The following is a 17,914-nucleotide window of genomic DNA, read 5'->3' on the forward strand; positions in this document are numbered from 1 at the left end:
TTATTTCACTGTTTTATACCCCGTTACCCCGCGTAAAAGCAGATCTGTTTGCCGTTCAATGTACTCATCAATCGTATAGGCATGATGCAGCGCCCATCTTCTGAAGCCCCACATCTGTCCCTGCACAAAAATGTTTTGAGCCAGCAAATGCACCTGCTCCGGATCCATATGCAGTTCGCCTTTCTCAACACATTGCTGGATCAGGGTTTCAAACATCTGGACCATTTCAAGTTCTTTTTTTAATACATAAGGCAGCGCATCTTTTGACAGCGACTTTGCCTCCTGATACATCACCAGCACTTCATCCTGCATCTCATCCACTACTTTAAAATAATGCGCGATTCCAATGGATAAGTTGCTGATGGTTCCCGCGTTCAAATCCATTGCCAAAAGCTGGGCGCGCACCTCATCGTAGATCCGGTCACAAACAAGATACAGCACATCTTCCTTTGCCCGAATATATTCATACAGTGTCCCGATGCTAAAGCCGGACGCCCGCGCAATTTCCCGTGTGGTCGTCCGGTGAAATCCCTTTTGCTTAAAAAGCGATACGGCTCCTTTAATCATCTGATCGCGACGCATTTCCACTAATCGTTCATCCTTGACAGACGACTGCACTTCACGTCGTTTATCCAAGCACATCAGCCACCTTTCTATACATAAATGATCTTATTTCGTTGGTCAGAAAGCGGTTGCGGCAGCATTTTGGTCAGCTAACCGGGTGGACGGTCATCGGTGGGCGGCGGGTGGTCAGAACGATATATGTGGAATGTTGATCGATATCCCGCTAAAGATGTTCGATAAATCTTCAAATGTGATCGATATATTCACCTCAGCCCCCGCATTGACCGATATATTAAGGATGTTGATCGATATCCTTCAAGAAGTGATCGATAAAACGGAAAACTTGATCGATATATGCGTTTTCCCGATTGATATATCCACCTGCACCTGCACCAGCGCGAGACACTTCTCCCCTCTTGCAAACTGTCAAACAGTTACCGGTCGCTCCTCTAATCCTTTACTTCGTGACCGTACGCCCGATAACCAAACGCTGTATTTCCTGTGTTCCTTCATAGATTTGAGTGATTTTAGCATCACGCATGAAGCGCTCAACCGGATAATCCTTCGTGTAGCCGTAGCCGCCAAAGACTTGGACGGCTTCAACTGTTACTTTCATTGCTGTGTCTCCGGCAAATAATTTGGACATGGCGGATTCTTTGCCATATGGCAGTCCCTCGGACTCAAGCCATGCCGCCTGATAGGTTAGCAGACGGGAAGCCTCGATGCCTGTAGCCATATCGGCGATCTTGAATGATATTCCCTGGTTGGCAAGGATCGTTTTGCCGAATTGTTCGCGTCCCTTGGCGTATTCAATCGCTGCATCCATCGCTCCCTGGGCAATGCCCACTGCCTGAGCGGCGATTCCATTCCGTCCGCCATCGAGTGTCATCATCGCAATCTTAAACCCTTCTCCTTCTTTTCCAAGAAGATTGGCAGCTGGAACTTTTACATTATCGAAAATAAGTTCAGTCGTTGGCGAAGAACGAATTCCGAGTTTCTTTTCTTTTTTCCCTACCGAGAAGCCTTCAAAGCCCGCTTCAACGATGAATGCGCTCATGCCGCGCGTGCCCTGCGATTGATCTGTTACAGCAAAAATAATATACAGATCTGCGACTCCGCCATTGGTGATCCATACCTTTGAGCCATTTAAGATATAATGATCTCCATCTTTTATAGCTCTTGTTTTCATCGAGGACACATCGGAACCTGCTCCCGGTTCTGACAATCCGTATGCGCCAAGCATTTCTCCCTGAGCAAGTGCACTTAGATAATGTTTCTTCTGCTCCTCTGTTCCAAATTTAAAGATGGGCCAGCTTGCAAGAGAAAGATGGGCTGACAGCGTTACGCCTGTGGAAGCACATACGCGGGATAGTTCTTCAACCGCAATGACATACGCTAAATAGTCGCTTCCGATGCCTCCGTATTCCTCCGGCCATGGTATGCCAGTCAAGCCAAGCTCAGCCATCTTGTTGAATATGCTGCGGTCAAAGCGTTCTTCTTCATCACGTTCTGCAGCGGTCGGTGCGACCTCTTTTTCTGCAAAATCACGAACCATTTTGCGAATCATTTTATGTTCTTCGGTTAATGTAAAGTTCATTTTATTTCCTCCTTAGCCTGATGCCGGGTTATTTTGTGACGTGTTTACTGATAACGATTCGTTGAATTTCACTGGTGCCTTCATAGATTTCACTAATCTTGGCATCGCGGAAATAGCGCTCAACCGGATAATCTTCTGTATAGCCGTAGCCTCCAAATACCTGCACTGCTTCAATGGCATTGTTCATCGCCGTGGTGGATGCGAACAATTTCGCCATAGAGGCTTCTTTTCCACAAGGCTTTCCTTCTGCTCTCAGGGATGCTGCCTGGTAAACAAGCAGACGGGACGCTTCTGTTGCAGTTGCCATATCAGCAAGCTTAAAACCGATTCCCTGCTGCTGTGCGATCGGTTTACCGAATTGCACCCGTTCCTTGGCATACCCTACTGCCGCTTCATAAGCAGCTTCTGCAATTCCAAGTGATTTAGCCGCAATGCCGATACGTCCTGTATCAAGGTTGCCAAGAGCAATTTTAAAGCCCTCCCCTTCTTTTCCAAGAAGATTTTCTGCCGGCACTTTCATATCTTCAAAGGTCAGCTGCACCGTTCTTGAGCCATGCAGACCCATCTTTTCTTCATCTTTTCCTACGATAAATCCTGGCGTTTTCTTTTCTACGATGAAAGCAGAGATGCCGCTTTTTCCTGCAGCAGAATCCGTAATCGCAAATACAATATAGGTATCAGCCTCTCCGCCATTTGTAATAAAAATTTTCGAGCCGTTAATGACGTAGTGATCCCCATTTTTAACAGCCTTCGTTTTTAAGCTGGCTGCATCCGACCCTGCCCCGGGCTCGGTTAAACAAAACGCACCCAGATGTTCCCCGGAAGCAAGCTTGGGAACGTACTTTTGTTTTTGTTCTTCTGTTCCGTAATAAAGAATTGGATTGGTTCCAACTGAGGTATGAACAGACAGGATCACGCCTAAGACAGCGCTTACTTTAGACAGCTCATGAACCGCAATAATATAAGAAATAAAGTCCATTTCAGAGCCGCCATATTTTTCAGGAACAGTAATTCCCATTAATCCAAGTTCGCCCATTTTTTTAACGATTTCCCTCGGAAATTCTCCCTGTTCCATTCGGTCGATAAATGGTGTGATTTCTTCACGTGCAAAATCCCGAACCATTTTCCTCATCATTGTTTGTTCTTCTGTAAAGCGCAGCTCCATGTCCGTTCCCCCTTGATGTTATTCGTACACATAAAAACCGCGTCCGGTCTTTTTACCAAGCCATCCTGCCTTCACGTACTTTCTAAGCAGCGGGCATGGGCGGTATTTGCTGTCCCCAAAGCCCTCATGAAGAATTTCCATAATATAAAGACAGGTGTCCAATCCAATGAAATCAGCCAGTTGAAGCGGGCCCATGGGATGATTCATCCCCATTTTCATTACATCATCGATTGCTTCCTTTGTAGCGACGCCTTCAAATAATGTATAGATGGCTTCATTGATCATGGGCATGAGGATTCGGTTGGATACAAACCCCGGAAAATCATTTACTTCAACCGGTGATTTTTTTAATGTCTCCGTCATCGATTCAACTGCCTGATACACTTCATCCGTTGTAGCAAGGCCGCGGATAATCTCGACCAGCTTCATCACAGGAACAGGGTTCATAAAATGCATACCGATTACCTTGTCTGGTCGCTTTGTTGCTGCTGCGATTTCTGTAATAGGAAGTGATGATGTATTGGTAGCCAAAATGGTATGGGCTGGCACGATTTGGTCCAGTTTTTTAAATATCTCTGTTTTGATCGTCATATTTTCAACCGCTGCTTCGATGACGATGTCTGCATGAGCAGCATCCAGAAGGTCCGTTGAGCGTATAATCCTGGATAAAGCTGCATTCTTCTCCTCTTCCGTCATACGTCCTTTATCAACGGAGCGTGAGAGATTTTTAGTGATATTAACGATTCCGCGCTCAAGAAACTCATCTTTTAGATCATTTAAGTAAACGTCGTAGCCTGCCTGAGCACACACCTGAGCGATTCCTCCGCCCATTTGTCCAGCTCCGATTACCATTACTTTTTGTATGTTCATCGTATCTTCTCCTTTAGTTGAAAATCTGATTGTTTACCAGTTTGACTTATCCCTTTACTTCAATCAGTACAGCATCTCCCTGACCGCCGCCGCTGCAAATCGAAGCAATGCCAAGTCCGCCGCCGCGACGTTTCAATTCATAAGCCAGTGTTAAAATGATGCGCGCACCGCTTGCTCCAATTGGATGGCCAAGCGCGACTGCACCACCGTTTACGTTCACTTTTTCCGGATCTAAGCTGGCAATTTTCGAGCTTGCCAGTGCAACTGCCGAGAACGCTTCATTAATCTCAAATAAATCAATGTCCTCCAGCTTATAACCTGTTTTCTCCAGTAAACGATTGATAACAAGACCAGGAGTTTGCGGGAAATCTTTTGCTTCAACTGCTACCTCGGCATGTCCAAGGATTGCTGCAAGCGGTGTTTTTCCTTCCTTCGCTGCACGCTCCTCGCTCATTAAGACCATTGCACATGCACCGTCATTGATTCCAGGGGCATTACCAGCAGTGATTGTGCCATCCTTATCAAAAGCCGGACGAAGTCCCGCTAATTTTTCAATTGATGTATCCTTGCGCGGTGATTCATCATGCTGGACTTTAATCGGATCTTTTTTGCGCTGCGGCACTTCCAAAGCCACAATTTCCTCTGCAAAAATTCCCTTTTCAATGGCGCCGCCAGCTAACTGATGACTTCTTAATGCCCATTCGTCCTGCTGTTGCCGCGACAGCTCAAATTCCGCTGCAGTTGAATTTCCGTAGGTTCCCATGTGCACGCCGTTAAATGAACAGGTGAGGCCGTCATGCACCATCATGTCCTTAACTGCCGCATCGCCCATTCGGAATCCGCTTCTAGCTTTATCCATAAAATAAGGAGCATTTGTCATCGATTCCATTCCGCCGGCAACGATGACGGATTCATCCCCTAAACGAATCAGCTGATCGCCAAGCGTTACGCTTCTCATGCCTGAGGCACATACTTTATTAATTGTTTCGGTTTTCACTTCCCAAGGAATTCCTGCCTTTTGTGCCGCCTGTCTTGAAGGAATCTGACCCTGCCCGCCTTGCAACACAGTACCCATAATTACTTCATCGATTTCTTCAGGCTTTACTCCCGAGCGATTCAAGGCTTCTTTAATCGCAGTTCCCCCTAAATCAGATGCTGAAAAAGATGCAAGACTCCCGCCAAATTTACCAAATGGTGTCCGTGCTCCGTCTAAAATAACCGTTTTCCCCATGTTTGTTCTCCCCTTTTTCATATGTTAAATTGCTGTTTTGCATTGAATTGTTGACTGAGCGTTCGCTCAAGGTAATGCCAAAAGAAAAAGGACATGGTCCGTCCTTTTTGACTGGTTTGTGAAAATGATAAAGGAACATGTTTAATCGATATATCAGCCATTGCCCGCTTGCCCGATGCGTCTTATGCTCTTCGCAGTTGAACGAGCGCCTTTCGCTTTTCTTTGGCCAGCTGCAGGCGCTAGCTGCTTGCGTCATAAGCCTCGACGGACCTGCGGGCAAATTACGCCCGCCTGCCCGACGCGTCTTATGCTCTTCGCAGCTGAACGAGCGCCTTCCGCTTTTCTTTATTGTAAGCGATTTCATAGTTTCATAACAAGTAGGTTAAGTGAAGGAAATTCACTTAACCTGCTTTTTTTAGGCAATATCAGCTTCTTTTGGTGAACCGATGACGCTGCGTTCTAGGAGTTCGGCTACATCATACGTGCCGACTTCTTCTTCAACTTCTTTCGCTTTTGTTCCATCGGACAGCATGGTCAGGCAGTATGGACAGCCGGATGAGATCACAGAAGGCTCGACCTCCAGTGCCTGCTCTGTACGTGCTACGTTCACGCGATGTCCTTTGTCTTCTTCCATCCACATCAATCCGCCGCCCGCACCGCAGCACATGCCGTTTTCGCGGTTGCGTTTCATTTCGATGAGCGTGACGCCCGGGATTGTTTTCAGGATTTCACGAGGAGGATCGTACACTTCATTGTATCTTCCCAGGTAACAGGAATCGTGGAACGTAATTTTCTCTTCCACAGCATGAATTGGCTTCAGACGTCCCTTTTTCACAAGTTCTGCCAGAATCTCGGTATGGTGATATACTTCCGCTTTTAGGCCAAAGTCAGGGTATTCGTTTTTAAAAATATTGTATGCATGAGGGTCAATCGTGATAATTTTTTTGACCTCATTTTTTTCAAACTCCGCGATATTCGCAGTGGCAAGCTCCTGGAATAAAAATTCATTGCCAAGACGTCTTGGCGTGTCGCCTGAATTTTTTTCTTTGTTGCCAAGGATAGCAAACTTCACGCCAGCCTCGTTCATTAATTTAGCAAAAGAGAGGGCGATTTTTTGGCTTCGGTTGTCAAATGACCCCATCGAACCAACCCAGAAAAGATATTCAAACTCTTCGCCTGACTTTTTCATTTCTTTGATCGTCGGCACGACTACATCCTCACGTGCTTCACGCCAGTTTTCACGCTCTTTGCGGTTTAAGCCCCATGGATTCCCCTGGCGCTCAATATTTTGCATGGCACGCTGTGCATCCGGCTCCATTTTACCTTCTGTCAGAACAAGGTAACGTCTTAAATCGATAATTTTATCCACATGCTCGTTCATAACCGGGCACTGGTCTTCACAGTTTCGGCAGGTCGTGCAGGCCCAAATTTCTTCTTCTGTGATGACGTCCCCGATTAAGCTCGGGTGGTACATATCAAACGCTGCTTCCTGTCCGCCTTCCTGAGCTGCGGCTGCGAGCTGGTTGCCCTTCGCATTTGCAAATGCAGGCACAGGCACCCACGGGGACTGCGAGGTAACTGCCGCCCCCGTAAAAGTCAGGTTATCACGAATTTTTGTGATGAGGTCCATCGGCGACAGCATTTTCCCGGTACCGGTCGCAGGACACATATTTGTGCAGCGGCCGCACTCCACACAGGCATATAAATCAATTAATTGCAGCTGATTAAAATCAGTTACTTTTCCAACGCCATATGTTTCTTGTGTTTCGTCTTCAAAATCAATTTTTTTGAGCTTTCCAGGGTTGTCAATGCGGTTAAAATACACATTAGCAGGTCCTGCAATTAAATGGGCGTGCTTGGATTGCGGCACATACACTAAAAATCCCAGAAGGAATAGCAGGTGGGCCCACCATGCAATATAAAACAGGACAACCGCCACGCCTTCACCCATCCAGCCGGTTGCTGCCGCAATAGCTGATGCTACCGGTTCAGTCCAGACAAGATCATGATTTAACCAGACAATTCCCGCTCCGTTCCCGATTAATACGGAAAGCATTAATCCGCCAATAAAAATCAGCACAAGACCTGATTTAAATCCCCTTTTCAGGCGAACCAATTTTTCCATGTATCTGCGGTAAAACGCCCATGCAACAGCTACCAGAATCATAAGTGTTACAAGTTCCTGGAAGAAAGTAAATCCAGGATAAAAAATTCCCAGCGGCAGATGCGCTCCCGGCACCAGTCCTTTATAGATAAAGTCAATTGCACCAACTTGTACCAGTAAAAATCCATAAAAAAACATCACATGAATAATACCGCTTTTCTTATCCTTTAACAGTTTTTTCTGCCCAAACACCTGGACAATAAATTTTTTCATCCGCACTTTGACGTTATTATCAAATTCCGTTTTCTTGCCGAGCTTAATAAATTCATACCGTGTCTTCACTAAATAACCAAACAAATAAATTGCGTAAGCGGTTACAAAAATGAACGCAATCCAATTGATAATCAGCAATGTACTCCCCATGATCGATGCACTCCTCCCCTTTGCTGTCGAATTATAAAAATTCTGTCTATCTCCATTATATTATGAATGAGCATTCAGTCAATGACTTTTATTTCAAATAATAAATTTATTGCTTTCAATTTTAAAGGTCTGGGCATGCTAAATGGTATGAATAGGAGGTTTTGTGATGAAGTCGGTAAAATTTTTAGGTATTATTTTTTTCATTTGTGTCTGGCTTAGACTGGACTGGATCTTTGGTATGCGTTCCTTAAAACGTCAGCGCAATTCCTCTGTTTATCCATGGAGAAAAGGAAATTTTGAATTTTATGATGATGGGGTCGCCTGGATGAAGGCGTTGGAGCTTGATATTATGGAGGCAAAAAATTCGATATGTCTTCTATTTTATATTATTGAACCGGATGAAGTAGGACGAAGAATTTTTACCATGTTAAAAGAACGTGCCCAGGAAGGTGTTCATATTCGAATCCTTGCAGATGCTCTGGGCAGCAAAAAAATGAAACAATGGCTCAAGCCTCTTCAGCGTGAAGGAATTGAAATCGGGCTTAGCAGGCCGCTTGTATACAAAGGATCCTTCTTCTCGCTTCAACGGAGAAATCACCGTAAAATTGCCGTTATAGACGGGGAAATCGCTCATATTGGCGGATTTAATATCGGCCGGGAGTATGTCAATCTTGACCCTGTTCTTTCTCCTTGGCGGGATTATCATTTGCGGTTCACTGGAGAAGGTGTTCAGGATGCATTAAATGAGTTTGAAATTGACTGGAAAAGAGAGTTCCCTGACTCAGTGGATGGATTGGTAGCTGCTGTTGAAAGCCAAAATAAAAAAAATACGGTCAAGCATCAAATTGTCCCTTCGGAGCCTGTCAATATGGAAGGATTTATGCTTGGTTTGTTTAAACAGGCAGAGCAATCCATTTTTATCGGGACACCTTATTTTATTCCGACAAGCAAGTTGTTTGAGGATTTAAAAACCCGTATTAAATCAGGAATCAATGTGACGATCCTCGTTCCCGCTAATCCCGATCATGTGCTGGTGCAGCCGGCCTCTTATCATTATTTCCGAGAACTGTTGGATGCAGGTGCTGCCATTTATCAATACCAAAATGGTTTTTACCATGCGAAAGTCGTGCTGATTGATAAAAAAATATGCGATATCGGAACCACGAATTTCGACCGGCGCAGCTTGCTGATTAACGATGAAATTAACGTCGTCACGCATGACCATACAATTATCAACAGGGTCGTTACCAGCATTGAAAAGGACTTGCAGCAATCAACCATTCTGACAAAAGAACACCTGAAACCAGATGGAATAGGTGCATCGGCAAAAGAATGGATTTCACGCACCATATCCCACCTGCTTTAATTCTTCACTTTTTTCCCAACGATGACGCAGGTGGAAGGGCCAGCTGATTTGTAAAGATCCTGCTCAAAAGGTACGCTGATTTTTGGGAGCTTAAACTGTTCACATAACCTGATCCATTCATACTCTATCCCTCCTGAACCGACCGGCCAAAAAACGGCGGTTTCACTGTCATAAAATAGATCCATAAGCTGGTTCAAGGGGGCTATGCATTGTTTTCGATTCAGCACTTCCATGCCTACTAATGGCTCTCCTATTAAAGACCATACAATTTCGTCTTCACTGCTAAGCGAAAATAAACGCTTTTGATGGCCAATGATCGTTACAGCAATTGCAGATTGATTCATGGTCATATTGGATTCTGTTGATCCCGTTACAGAAATTCCTTTTAAACCAAGCTCGTGAATTCCCTGTTGAACACCTTCTTCAAGCAGTTTCCATGCCTCATGTCCGCAGAAATTATGAATTAAAACGGCTGCGGGAACTGCTCCTGCAGACAGGCTGTCGAGTACAGCGGAGCGAAACGAAAAATAGGATGCTACAGGATAAGGAACCTGAACCTCATCCGCCTCCTTTTCTCCTATTGCTCCGCTGTTATCTGTCGTCACAACCAAAGCCGCCTCGCCAAATGACCATTCCAGCGCATTTCTTCCTGTGTCAGAAGGTTTCATTCTTCTGCTTTTGGTGCGCGTTTGCCTGTCCGGAACACCTTGGCGCTTCGAACATATTCCACATCTGCAATTCCTTCGCGGGCATTGACTGCACGTGCACAAGCGAAAAAGTAATCGGATAGTCGGTTTAGATATTGCTGTGGGGCAGCAGGAAGATTCGGGTCAAGCTTAGCAAGTGATACCACTTGTCTTTCTGCTCTTCTTGTAATCGTGCGGGCAATATGAAGAGATGCCGAGGCACTTGAACCTCCAGGCAGCACGAAGCGCTCCAGGTCAGGTGCTTCCTCCATTAATTGATCAATCCGGGTTTCAAGCTGTTCAATTGCTTTTGGATCAAGCTTCCATTCACGACGCGATGATACATTCGCAAGGTCACCGCCTGCATCAAATAATTCATGCTGAATCGATTCCAGATCCTCCAATACATCGGGAAACAGACCTGCATCCAATTCTGTTACCGCCCGGCCTACGAAGCTGTTGACTTCATCAATTGTTCCATATGCCTCCACTCTGACATCATCTTTATCCACCCGTCCGCCTATTAAGCTCGTTTGACCTTTATCCCCTGTTCGTGTGTAAATTCTCATCTCGATTCCTCCTTCTGTTTTAACTCCTCTGCAATACCATACCAGACCCGTGTAACGCGTTCCGCTTTCAGTGCGGTGTATTGATAACACCATCCTGTGACATCGCGTGCAGCTCTCGCCGTTTTATCCATCGGCACGACCCCTTTAGATTGGTCTGTTCCGATGATCAGCAGTTTTCTTCCTTCTTCCCCCTGCTCCCACTCAAGCAATCTTGTTACTTCATTTTTCCAATGCTCCACAATCGCTTCCTTATTAGCCGTCCCTTTCATTCCCGCTTCAATCCAGCTCTCTGTCCTGCTCCAGACGACCACATGATAACTGGCTAACTCTTTCTCTGAAGCCCTGCCTGATAAAACAATGATCTTATCATCAGAAATGTCATCCTGTTCGAGGAGTTCATCTACCCATTTTCTCTTGCCGTTATAGGCACCGCCGATAATGAAGTGCATCTCTCACCCCTCCTGAACGCATCCTTATCTGCCCAATAGAGCGTCAGGCCTTGACCATGAAGCGGTTTCCAGTCCCAAAAGGACTTTGATTCCGGAGCAAGCGCAACCAGCAGCTGTCTGATGGGACCACCGTGCGAAACAATCGCAATCTGGTCAACGCCGTCCTGATAGCACCATTCCCGAATCCACTCCCAGGCACTGTGAACACGTGCTGAAAAAACCTGAAATGATTCACCATTTTCGGGCTGCATGTTTTCAGGGTCCTTCAGCCACCCTGAAAAGTCCTCCCTGTTCATTAATGCCTCTGCCGCCTGTCCTTCCCATTCTCCAAAATGAATTTCTCTTAAATCCTTGTTGTAGATCTTTTTTTGATCAGGGAATAAATAGTCAGCTGATTCCACACAGCGTTTTAAATCTGAGACAATAATTCTTTCTGCCTCCGGACGAAAATGTTTCGTCTGCTGAAGCAATTCAATTCCTTCAGCAGCTACCGGCACATCCGTCCAGCCAATATAAATCTTCTGCTGATTTTCCGCAGTTACCCCATGACGATAGAGAGATAAAACCACACCATGATCAGACTCCATAATTCTCCTCCTTCCAAACAAGCCCCCAGCAGATCTCCTGATATCCCGCCAAATTCATTTTGTGCAAAACGAATAAATAGAGCAGCCCAAGCGACTGAGCCAATCAAAAGCAAACCGGCCAGCTGCCAGTCGAAGGGATAAAAAAGAAGCGGTACAAGAAGCGAGACAACTGCTAATAGCAGGGGTATAAATACTTGTTCTTTTTTTACAGATTTTTTAAGAAAAAAAGCCATGCCGTCCTGTTTTGCCAGCGGCATCCTGATTAGCAGCAGCGCCATCACTGTTCTCGATAACACCGGAATCCATACCAGCCAAAACCCGGCTGCCCCAAATTGAGAGGCTATATCATACAACAGAATTCCTTTTACAGCCAGCAGCACAATGAGAGATAACACCCCAAAGGCTCCTACCCTGGGATCTTTTAAAATAGTGTGCCGCTTGTCATGATCACTGTAGGAAAAATATGCATCACTGACATCAGTCCAGCCGTCCAGATGCAATCCGCCTGTCCATAGGATAGAGGCAACCCAGATCCACAAAGCAATGATCACTGGACTTGGAGATAAAAACGGCTGGGCAAGTCCCATAACTGCCAGTATGGATGCCCCCATTAGGAGTCCGATAACCGGTAAAAATCCAACCATCCATGGAACGGTGCGATCATTCATGTCGATTTGTTTTCGCACAGGCATGATGGTGAAAAATTGTATGGCCAGCAAAAAGCCCTCTGCGAAATGGATTGGTCTTTTCATTTTCATGCTACAGCCCTGCAATTTCCCTGATTTTATCCCATTTAAGGTGGGGCTTAAGGTTTTTCGCCAGCTCGTCAAATACATCAGCTTCTGATCGTGCTGCAGCTGCTTCTGACAAACCAGCCGACTTTCTGATCGCATTTAATATATATTCTCTTGCTTCAGGCTCCCTGAAAACATCATGGAGATAGGTTCCAATCAAACGTCTGTTTGACGACCAGCACCCATCGGTCTCCCCATTTTCCAGCTTTAAAAATGGCCGCAGCTCAGGCTGCTCCTTCATGACCGTTTTCCCTAAATGAATTTCATATCCTTTGATATTCACCGCAGGCTCACTTTTTTCAGACAGGATAAATCCTGTTCGAACGGTTACTTCCTTTTCTTCATGAAAAACAGTGCAGGAGGGCACCAGTCCAAATCCTCTTTCACTCGAGTGCCTGATGCCAGTGTCTATTCCATGCGGATCAGATAGTTCCTCCCCCATCATTTGAAAGCCGCCGCAGATCCCCATAATCCAGATTCCCGCTGAATGAAGCCCGGTAATGCAGTCATGCCAGCCAAGTCTTTTCAACTCAAGCAGGCTGTGAATGGAGCTTTTTGTTCCTGGGATAATGAGCAAATCCAGTTTTTCAGGCAGATCTTCGGGTTTTCTGACCCATTTTACGATTACGTCGGTCTCGTTTCTTAAACACTCTATATCTGTGAAATTAGATAAATAAGGAAGTTGTATGACCGCAACGGATAACGAAGCATTCCCGGTTTGTTGTTTAACCGCTGCAGCAGCCGCTGTTCCAAGTGAATCCTCCTGCTCAATTCCGTGGTCATCCACATGAGGAAGCACACCTAAAACGGGAAGTGCGGTATGCTGTTCTATCCACTTTACTCCATCTTCAAAAAGAGCACGGTCTCCGCGGAATTTATTTATGATAATGCCTTTGACACGTGCACGATCATTTTCAGAAAGAAGTGAAAGCGTCCCCGAAATACTGGCAAATACGCCACCTCTTTCGATATCAGCAATTAAGATAACAGGCACATCAGCCATATGAGCAACCGTCATATTCACCAGCTCTCTTGATTGAAGATTCATTTCAACCGGACTTCCCGCGCCTTCAATTACGACTGCTTCATATTCTTGGTGTAAAGAATCGAGGGCGGTTTGAATGGCTGTTCTGCCAATTTCATAAAACTCTCTGCGATAGTCCATTCCCTCAAAAGAAGCGTAGCGCTTTCCAAATAACACTACCTCTGCTGAACGATCATTCTGCGGCTTTAATAGAATCGGATTCATCATCGAGGTCGCTTGAATAGAAGCAGCTTCCGCCTGAATTCCCTGGGCTCTTCCTATCTCCAGTCCATCTGAGGTGACATAAGAGTTATTGGACATATTCTGTGATTTAAATGGAGCTACTTTCACTCCCTCCTGAGCCAGCAATCTGCAAAAAAGGGTGGCGATCAGGCTTTTCCCAACATCTGAAGACGTTCCCTGAAGCATTACTCCTTTCATACTTGCCACTCTCCTTTTCGAATCAATGGGATGCCCGCTTCCATTTCCACCGCCACATCAGAGACCGTCACCAGCCATTGATGGAGCTCTCCGATCTGCTTTTGATAGTGTGCTGTCATTCCATCTTTGAAAACCGGTTCGTGCAGCACCTCATTGGAAACGATGATGCAGGTTGAAAGATTTTGTTTTGCCCAGTGGATAAAGGCTGATAATTCAGTATGTATATAGGTTTGAAAAGCAGCCTCTTCAAGCTCAGTCGCAGGTTCGCAATGCATGCGCTCATTTGTCAGCCAGGTTGTCAGGCAGTCCCAGAGAACCACATCGTTTGCATGCAGCTTTTTTGTTCCTGCTGAAAGTCCAACCGGCTGTTCGACGGTATGCCACCTGCCTGTTCGATCTGCCCGGTGGCGCTCGATCCGTTCTATCATTTCCTTATCAAACGCTACACCGGAAGCAAGATAAACCAGCCTGCTATTTTCTTTTTCAGCCAAAAAAGCCGCTTCCTGCTCACTCCAGCTTGTTTTCCCGCTTCTTACGCCGCCTATTACGGTGATGATTCTTCCTGCTGCCATTTTGTCACCGCCTGGATTAATCGGTCATTTTGCTGTGCTGTTTTAATTCCTGCCCGAAGCCACCTGCCATCGAGCCCTTTATAATTATAAGTATGCCGTAATGTGAGGCCTTCTTTCAACAGCTGCTTAAACAGCTGGGGTGTTTTTGCTGCGTCCGCCGGCTGCAGTAAAAAGTAATTCGCTTCACTTTGAGAGGTTTTCACGCCCGCTTTTTCCAGTGCTTGAACCATCCGGATGCGTTCTTTTTTTATATAGGACCTGGTCATCTGTTGAAATGATACATCTTCCAAAACTGCCTGCCCAGAAAGAAGGGCCAGCGCGTTCACATTCCAGTGTGGGAGCCACTGCTTTATTTTATCAAGGGTCTCATCGCTTCCCAGCATGTAGCCGAGGCGCAAACCGGCAATGGCAAACATTTTTGTCATAGATCGAAAGATTACCAGGTGATCGCTCCCAATATATCCGCTCATTGAATGCTCTTCCCCCATCATATCAACAAATGCTTCATCCAGTAAGATCGTGGCACCGGTTTGTGCTGCATGAGAAATCCACTTTGATAAAACATCAGCAGAAACCGCCATTCCTGTAGGGTTTGATGGATTACAAATAAACAACGCACGATCCTTTGTAAGAAATTCCATTACTTCCTGGTCATTTACTTCCCAGTTGTCATGCTCAGAGGTATAAAAGTGGTGAACAATCCCTTTATTCGCTTTGATTACACGCTCGTATTCACTAAAGGCAGGATGAATGATACCCACCTGTTTGCCTTCAAACAGTCTCGCCGTCACCATCATTAATTCTGCTGCTCCGTTTCCAAGAAGAACCTGACTTGGCTCCACTTGATGAAAGACAGCGATCTTATGCCGCAAATCCTCTCCATCGGGATCCGGATAGGACGAAACTGCCGAATGCCACTCCATCCACTTTTCATTAATCACAGAAGGAGGTCCAAGCGGATTCGTATTTTCACTAAAATCAATGATGGACTCAGGTACAGGGATTCCCATGGCCTTGTATAATGAATGCGGGTTAGCTCCATGAGCCGGTAAATACATAGATAATTCCTCCCAGCCAGCAGACTGCCATAAACAATAAAACAGACCGATTCATCATTTGAACCGCTTGATGCACGTGCATTGGAAGCAGCCGTTCGCTCCCCACCCCCATTACTGGACGATCGGACACAATGCCTTGATACGTGTTTCGGCCGCCAAGTTTAATATTTAGCATGAGCGCAACCGCTGCCTCTCCCCATCCGCTGTTCGGACTTGGATGTTTTTTTGCTTCACCAGGAAGCAGACGGGCCAGTTTTTTTCTCGTCAAAGATGAGGCGGGGCGGCGTGTGATCAGCATGATCCAGCCAGTGATCCTGCTTGGAATCCAGTTGGCTGCATCATCAAGTTTTGCAGTAGCCCAGCCGTACTCTTCAAAACGTTTATTTCGGTAGCCGATGATGGAATCGCCCGTATTGATGGCTTTGTACACCCATATAGCAGGTGCTCCGCCGATAAACGCCCAGAAAAGAGGGGCTGTAATGCCGTCACTGGTATTTTCCGCCACCGTTTCGATCGTCCCGCGCACAATCTGTGATTCCGTTAAATGTTCCGTATCACGACCGACAATCCATGATAACCTCTTCCTGGCAAGCGCTATATCTTGACGTTCAAGGGGCTGCACAACCTCCAGCGCTGCTGTCTTTAAGCTTTTCTGCGCGATGGCTGAAGTGATGAGGAGCACTTCAATCACAAATCCCGCAGCCCAATGCAGTTGATAAGCAAAATAAACGATTGCCATCGTACTGAAACCGACAGTCAGCAGAGTAACAAGCAGATGAATGACACCCTTTAACCGCCGGTGCCTTCCTCTGTTCAGGCGTTTTTCCAAAATAGAGATCAATGAACCGGTCCATCTGACAGGATGAGGCCAGTTTGGCGGATCACCGACAACACGGTCAATCATAACTGCTGCGGTCATCGCCGCTACATGCATAAGCAGCATAGGCTATTGACTCTTCTTTCGATGCCAATAGGACTCGATCGCACTGGCCGTGCATTCAAATATCCCACGGCCAATCAGCTTCCCTAAAGCAGTAACGGTGCCGGAATATTGTACAAAAGGACCTGATTGGGTCGAGGCAACCAGCAGGCTGTCCGTTGAAGTACCTGTTGCAAGGGTATCAGTAATAGGGTCTTTTACTTTTGCATGCTGCAGCGCCTTCACCTTGGCTTCTGTTGCGGTCATCATCGCCTGAATGAATGCCTCATCCGATAATTTCCCATTGATAAATACCCAGCTGTTAATGGTACCTATCGCCTCTTTTTGCTTTCTTTTATGCGCTAATGAAACATCCACAGCGTTGCCTACGCCGGCTGTCACTGCAATCACAATTGATAAATCATCGTCATGGTATTCTCGTATCACCACATCCTCCACCATCACAGCTGTCATCATTCCAACTGTGTCAGAGGAATTCCAGCCATGTTGATCGGCATAGTCGCACATATCTCTATAGCTGTCATCGCAGCTGTAATCCATCGGCACATGACGGTTGACAAAATGGCGGTGCCATCCGAGACCCGCTCCAATCACAGCCGAGGATAAAGATTTTAAGGGCTGTTCAGCTGTAAAATGCACATGTGCGGCTGACACATGAAACTGCTCTTTTCTAATCAAATCCTGTTTGTGACGGCCATGGTTCGGCAGCAACGTGATTTGCGGCTTTGGCAGCTCCGGGTGGGCCTGTGTATGGACACGCGCCTGATAAACCCGCTCAACGATGTCTTTTTTCAGCACGTCCCCCGGTGAAGACAGACCTACTGTTTTCCCTTCATGAAGCAGCAGCAGCCGGTCACAATAAAGTGAAGCAACATTTAAGTCATGGAAGATGGATATGACTGTTAACTGATGAGTAGTCGTCCAGTCTTTTAATAGATCCAGCAGCTGCTTTTGATAGGACAAATCCAGGTGGTTGGTCGGTTCATCAAGCAGCAGCAGTTTCGGCTCCTGGGCTAAAGCCTGCGCCAAAAACACCCGCTGTCTTTCTCCCCCGGAAAGCTCCTGAATGGACTGATGTTCAAAGGACAGCACACCTGTCTGCACCATCGCCTCCACTACAGCTTTTTCATCTTTTTCCGTCCACAGGGCGAACATTCCTTTTTGATGAGGATACCTTCCCATCGATACAGTTTCACGGACCGTATAATCAAATGCATGGCTGTGTAGCTGCGGAAGAACCGCCATTTCCTTGGCCAGCTGCTTTGAAGAATAGTCGCTGAGCGGTCGTCCTTTAAATGAAATCGCTCCTCCGCTTAAAGGATGCAGCCCGCTGATCATTTTCATCAGGGTGGTTTTCCCGCTGCCATTTGGACCTAATATGCCCAGGATTTCCTGCTGTTGTAATTGGAAGGATACATCATGTACAACATTGTGCTCTCCATATCCCCCGCTCACCTCTTTCACGTTCAGCATG

Annotated in this window: 17 protein-coding genes; 1 reads left to right on the plus strand and 16 read right to left on the minus strand. The window is 46.2% G+C overall.

The window, feature by feature from the left end; all coding sequences use genetic code 11:
* From E2R51_RS09900 to E2R51_RS09925, 6 genes are all read right to left on the minus strand, one after another.
* Nucleotides 1–636, minus strand: coding sequence for a TetR/AcrR family transcriptional regulator (locus tag E2R51_RS09900; protein ID WP_240733032.1), 636 nt, complete (start codon nucleotides 634–636; stop codon nucleotides 1–3).
* A 385-nt stretch (nucleotides 637–1,021) separates the two neighbouring features.
* Nucleotides 1,022–2,161 carry an acyl-CoA dehydrogenase gene (locus E2R51_RS09905; RefSeq protein ID WP_133376882.1) on the minus strand — a complete coding sequence of 380 codons (1,140 nt, stop codon included), beginning with the start codon at nucleotides 2,159–2,161 and terminating at the stop codon, nucleotides 1,022–1,024.
* A 28-nt stretch (nucleotides 2,162–2,189) separates the two neighbouring features.
* The gene (locus tag E2R51_RS09910) at nucleotides 2,190–3,326 is read right to left on the minus strand and encodes an acyl-CoA dehydrogenase (RefSeq protein ID WP_133376883.1); all 1,137 of its coding nucleotides are present in this window, start codon (nucleotides 3,324–3,326) and stop codon (nucleotides 2,190–2,192) included.
* Between the two features lie 18 nt (nucleotides 3,327–3,344).
* Nucleotides 3,345–4,196, minus strand: coding sequence for a 3-hydroxybutyryl-CoA dehydrogenase (locus E2R51_RS09915; RefSeq protein WP_133376884.1), 852 nt, complete (start codon nucleotides 4,194–4,196; stop codon nucleotides 3,345–3,347).
* 46 nt (nucleotides 4,197–4,242) lie between these two features.
* Nucleotides 4,243–5,427 (minus strand): acetyl-CoA C-acetyltransferase, encoded by a 1,185-nt coding sequence (locus E2R51_RS09920; protein ID WP_133376885.1) that lies wholly within the window; start codon nucleotides 5,425–5,427, stop codon nucleotides 4,243–4,245.
* A gap of 415 nt (nucleotides 5,428–5,842) precedes the next feature.
* Nucleotides 5,843–7,954, minus strand: a complete 2,112-nt coding sequence (locus tag E2R51_RS09925; protein WP_133376886.1) for a heterodisulfide reductase-related iron-sulfur binding cluster — start codon at nucleotides 7,952–7,954, stop codon at nucleotides 5,843–5,845.
* A gap of 166 nt (nucleotides 7,955–8,120) precedes the next feature.
* Here E2R51_RS09925 and E2R51_RS09930 point away from each other — a divergent pair, with 166 nt between their 5' ends.
* Entirely contained in the window at nucleotides 8,121–9,320 is a 1,200-nt protein-coding gene (locus E2R51_RS09930) for a phospholipase D-like domain-containing protein (RefSeq protein ID WP_133376887.1), read from the plus strand.
* On the opposite strand, the gene E2R51_RS09935 is transcribed toward E2R51_RS09930, so the two are convergent.
* Genes E2R51_RS09935 through E2R51_RS09980 form a run of 10 tightly spaced genes read right to left on the minus strand, consistent with a single transcriptional unit; the run spans nucleotide 9,317 to nucleotide 17,913 of the window.
* On the minus strand, nucleotides 9,317–9,988 hold the full coding sequence (locus E2R51_RS09935) for an ATP-binding protein (RefSeq protein ID WP_133376888.1): 672 nt from the start codon (nucleotides 9,986–9,988) through the stop codon (nucleotides 9,317–9,319). The two genes, E2R51_RS09930 and E2R51_RS09935, sit on opposite strands and share 4 nt — an antisense overlap.
* Nucleotides 9,985–10,575 (minus strand): cob(I)yrinic acid a,c-diamide adenosyltransferase, encoded by a 591-nt coding sequence (locus tag E2R51_RS09940; protein ID WP_133376889.1) that lies wholly within the window; start codon nucleotides 10,573–10,575, stop codon nucleotides 9,985–9,987. The genes E2R51_RS09935 and E2R51_RS09940 overlap by 4 nt, the downstream gene beginning before the upstream one ends.
* Nucleotides 10,572–11,024, minus strand: a complete 453-nt coding sequence (locus E2R51_RS09945; protein WP_133376890.1) for a bifunctional adenosylcobinamide kinase/adenosylcobinamide-phosphate guanylyltransferase — start codon at nucleotides 11,022–11,024, stop codon at nucleotides 10,572–10,574. Before E2R51_RS09945 ends, E2R51_RS09940 begins: the two co-directional genes overlap by 4 nt.
* The gene (locus E2R51_RS09950; protein WP_133376891.1) at nucleotides 10,976–11,611 is read right to left on the minus strand and encodes a histidine phosphatase family protein; all 636 of its coding nucleotides are present in this window, start codon (nucleotides 11,609–11,611) and stop codon (nucleotides 10,976–10,978) included. The genes E2R51_RS09945 and E2R51_RS09950 overlap by 49 nt, the downstream gene beginning before the upstream one ends.
* Nucleotides 11,563–12,369, minus strand: a complete 807-nt coding sequence (cobS, locus tag E2R51_RS09955) for an adenosylcobinamide-GDP ribazoletransferase (RefSeq protein ID WP_165967193.1) — start codon at nucleotides 12,367–12,369, stop codon at nucleotides 11,563–11,565. Before cobS ends, E2R51_RS09950 begins: the two co-directional genes overlap by 49 nt.
* A gap of 1 nt (nucleotide 12,370) precedes the next feature.
* Nucleotides 12,371–13,870 carry a cobyric acid synthase gene (locus E2R51_RS09960; RefSeq protein WP_133376893.1) on the minus strand — a complete coding sequence of 500 codons (1,500 nt, stop codon included), beginning with the start codon at nucleotides 13,868–13,870 and terminating at the stop codon, nucleotides 12,371–12,373.
* The gene (locus E2R51_RS09965; RefSeq protein ID WP_133376894.1) at nucleotides 13,867–14,442 is read right to left on the minus strand and encodes a bifunctional adenosylcobinamide kinase/adenosylcobinamide-phosphate guanylyltransferase; all 576 of its coding nucleotides are present in this window, start codon (nucleotides 14,440–14,442) and stop codon (nucleotides 13,867–13,869) included. Before E2R51_RS09965 ends, E2R51_RS09960 begins: the two co-directional genes overlap by 4 nt.
* The gene (cobD, locus tag E2R51_RS09970) at nucleotides 14,415–15,500 is read right to left on the minus strand and encodes a threonine-phosphate decarboxylase CobD (RefSeq protein ID WP_133376895.1); all 1,086 of its coding nucleotides are present in this window, start codon (nucleotides 15,498–15,500) and stop codon (nucleotides 14,415–14,417) included. Before cobD ends, E2R51_RS09965 begins: the two co-directional genes overlap by 28 nt.
* Complete coding sequence (gene cbiB, locus E2R51_RS09975; protein WP_133376896.1) at nucleotides 15,475–16,443, minus strand: adenosylcobinamide-phosphate synthase CbiB; 969 nt, start codon at nucleotides 16,441–16,443, stop codon at nucleotides 15,475–15,477. Before cbiB ends, cobD begins: the two co-directional genes overlap by 26 nt.
* A 3-nt stretch (nucleotides 16,444–16,446) precedes the next feature.
* Nucleotides 16,447–17,913 carry an adenosylcobinamide amidohydrolase gene (locus E2R51_RS09980; protein ID WP_133376897.1) on the minus strand — a complete coding sequence of 489 codons (1,467 nt, stop codon included), beginning with the start codon at nucleotides 17,911–17,913 and terminating at the stop codon, nucleotides 16,447–16,449.
* Nucleotide 17,914 lies beyond the last annotated feature (1 nt).

Source organism: Jeotgalibacillus sp. S-D1 (assembly GCF_004358665.1).
Classification (GTDB): domain Bacteria; phylum Bacillota; class Bacilli; order Bacillales; family Jeotgalibacillaceae; genus Jeotgalibacillus.

What these genes read in the sequence shown, in the direction of transcription:
- E2R51_RS09905 (WP_133376882.1), bottom strand. Translation starts at nt 2,161, where the DNA reads ATGAACTTTACATTAACCGAAGAACATAAAATGATTCGCAAAATGGTT.
- E2R51_RS09910 (WP_133376883.1), bottom strand. Translation starts at nt 3,326, where the DNA reads ATGGAGCTGCGCTTTACAGAAGAACAAACAATGATGAGGAAAATGGTT.
- E2R51_RS09915 (WP_133376884.1), bottom strand. Translation starts at nt 4,196, where the DNA reads ATGAACATACAAAAAGTAATGGTAATCGGAGCTGGACAAATGGGCGGA.
- E2R51_RS09920 (WP_133376885.1), bottom strand. Translation starts at nt 5,427, where the DNA reads ATGGGGAAAACGGTTATTTTAGACGGAGCACGGACACCATTTGGTAAA.
- E2R51_RS09925 (WP_133376886.1), bottom strand. Translation starts at nt 7,954, where the DNA reads ATGGGGAGTACATTGCTGATTATCAATTGGATTGCGTTCATTTTTGTA.
- E2R51_RS09930 (WP_133376887.1), top strand. Translation starts at nt 8,121, where the DNA reads ATGAAGTCGGTAAAATTTTTAGGTATTATTTTTTTCATTTGTGTCTGG.
- E2R51_RS09935 (WP_133376888.1), bottom strand. Translation starts at nt 9,988, where the DNA reads ATGAAACCTTCTGACACAGGAAGAAATGCGCTGGAATGGTCATTTGGC.
- E2R51_RS09940 (WP_133376889.1), bottom strand. Translation starts at nt 10,575, where the DNA reads ATGAGAATTTACACACGAACAGGGGATAAAGGTCAAACGAGCTTAATA.
- E2R51_RS09945 (WP_133376890.1), bottom strand. Translation starts at nt 11,024, where the DNA reads ATGCACTTCATTATCGGCGGTGCCTATAACGGCAAGAGAAAATGGGTA.
- E2R51_RS09950 (WP_133376891.1), bottom strand. Translation starts at nt 11,611, where the DNA reads ATGGAGTCTGATCATGGTGTGGTTTTATCTCTCTATCGTCATGGGGTA.
- cobS (WP_165967193.1), bottom strand. Translation starts at nt 12,369, where the DNA reads ATGAAAATGAAAAGACCAATCCATTTCGCAGAGGGCTTTTTGCTGGCC.
- E2R51_RS09960 (WP_133376893.1), bottom strand. Translation starts at nt 13,870, where the DNA reads ATGAAAGGAGTAATGCTTCAGGGAACGTCTTCAGATGTTGGGAAAAGC.
- E2R51_RS09965 (WP_133376894.1), bottom strand. Translation starts at nt 14,442, where the DNA reads ATGGCAGCAGGAAGAATCATCACCGTAATAGGCGGCGTAAGAAGCGGG.
- cobD (WP_133376895.1), bottom strand. Translation starts at nt 15,500, where the DNA reads ATGTATTTACCGGCTCATGGAGCTAACCCGCATTCATTATACAAGGCC.
- cbiB (WP_133376896.1), bottom strand. Translation starts at nt 16,443, where the DNA reads ATGCTGCTTATGCATGTAGCGGCGATGACCGCAGCAGTTATGATTGAC.
- E2R51_RS09980 (WP_133376897.1), bottom strand. Translation starts at nt 17,913, where the DNA reads ATGCTGAACGTGAAAGAGGTGAGCGGGGGATATGGAGAGCACAATGTT.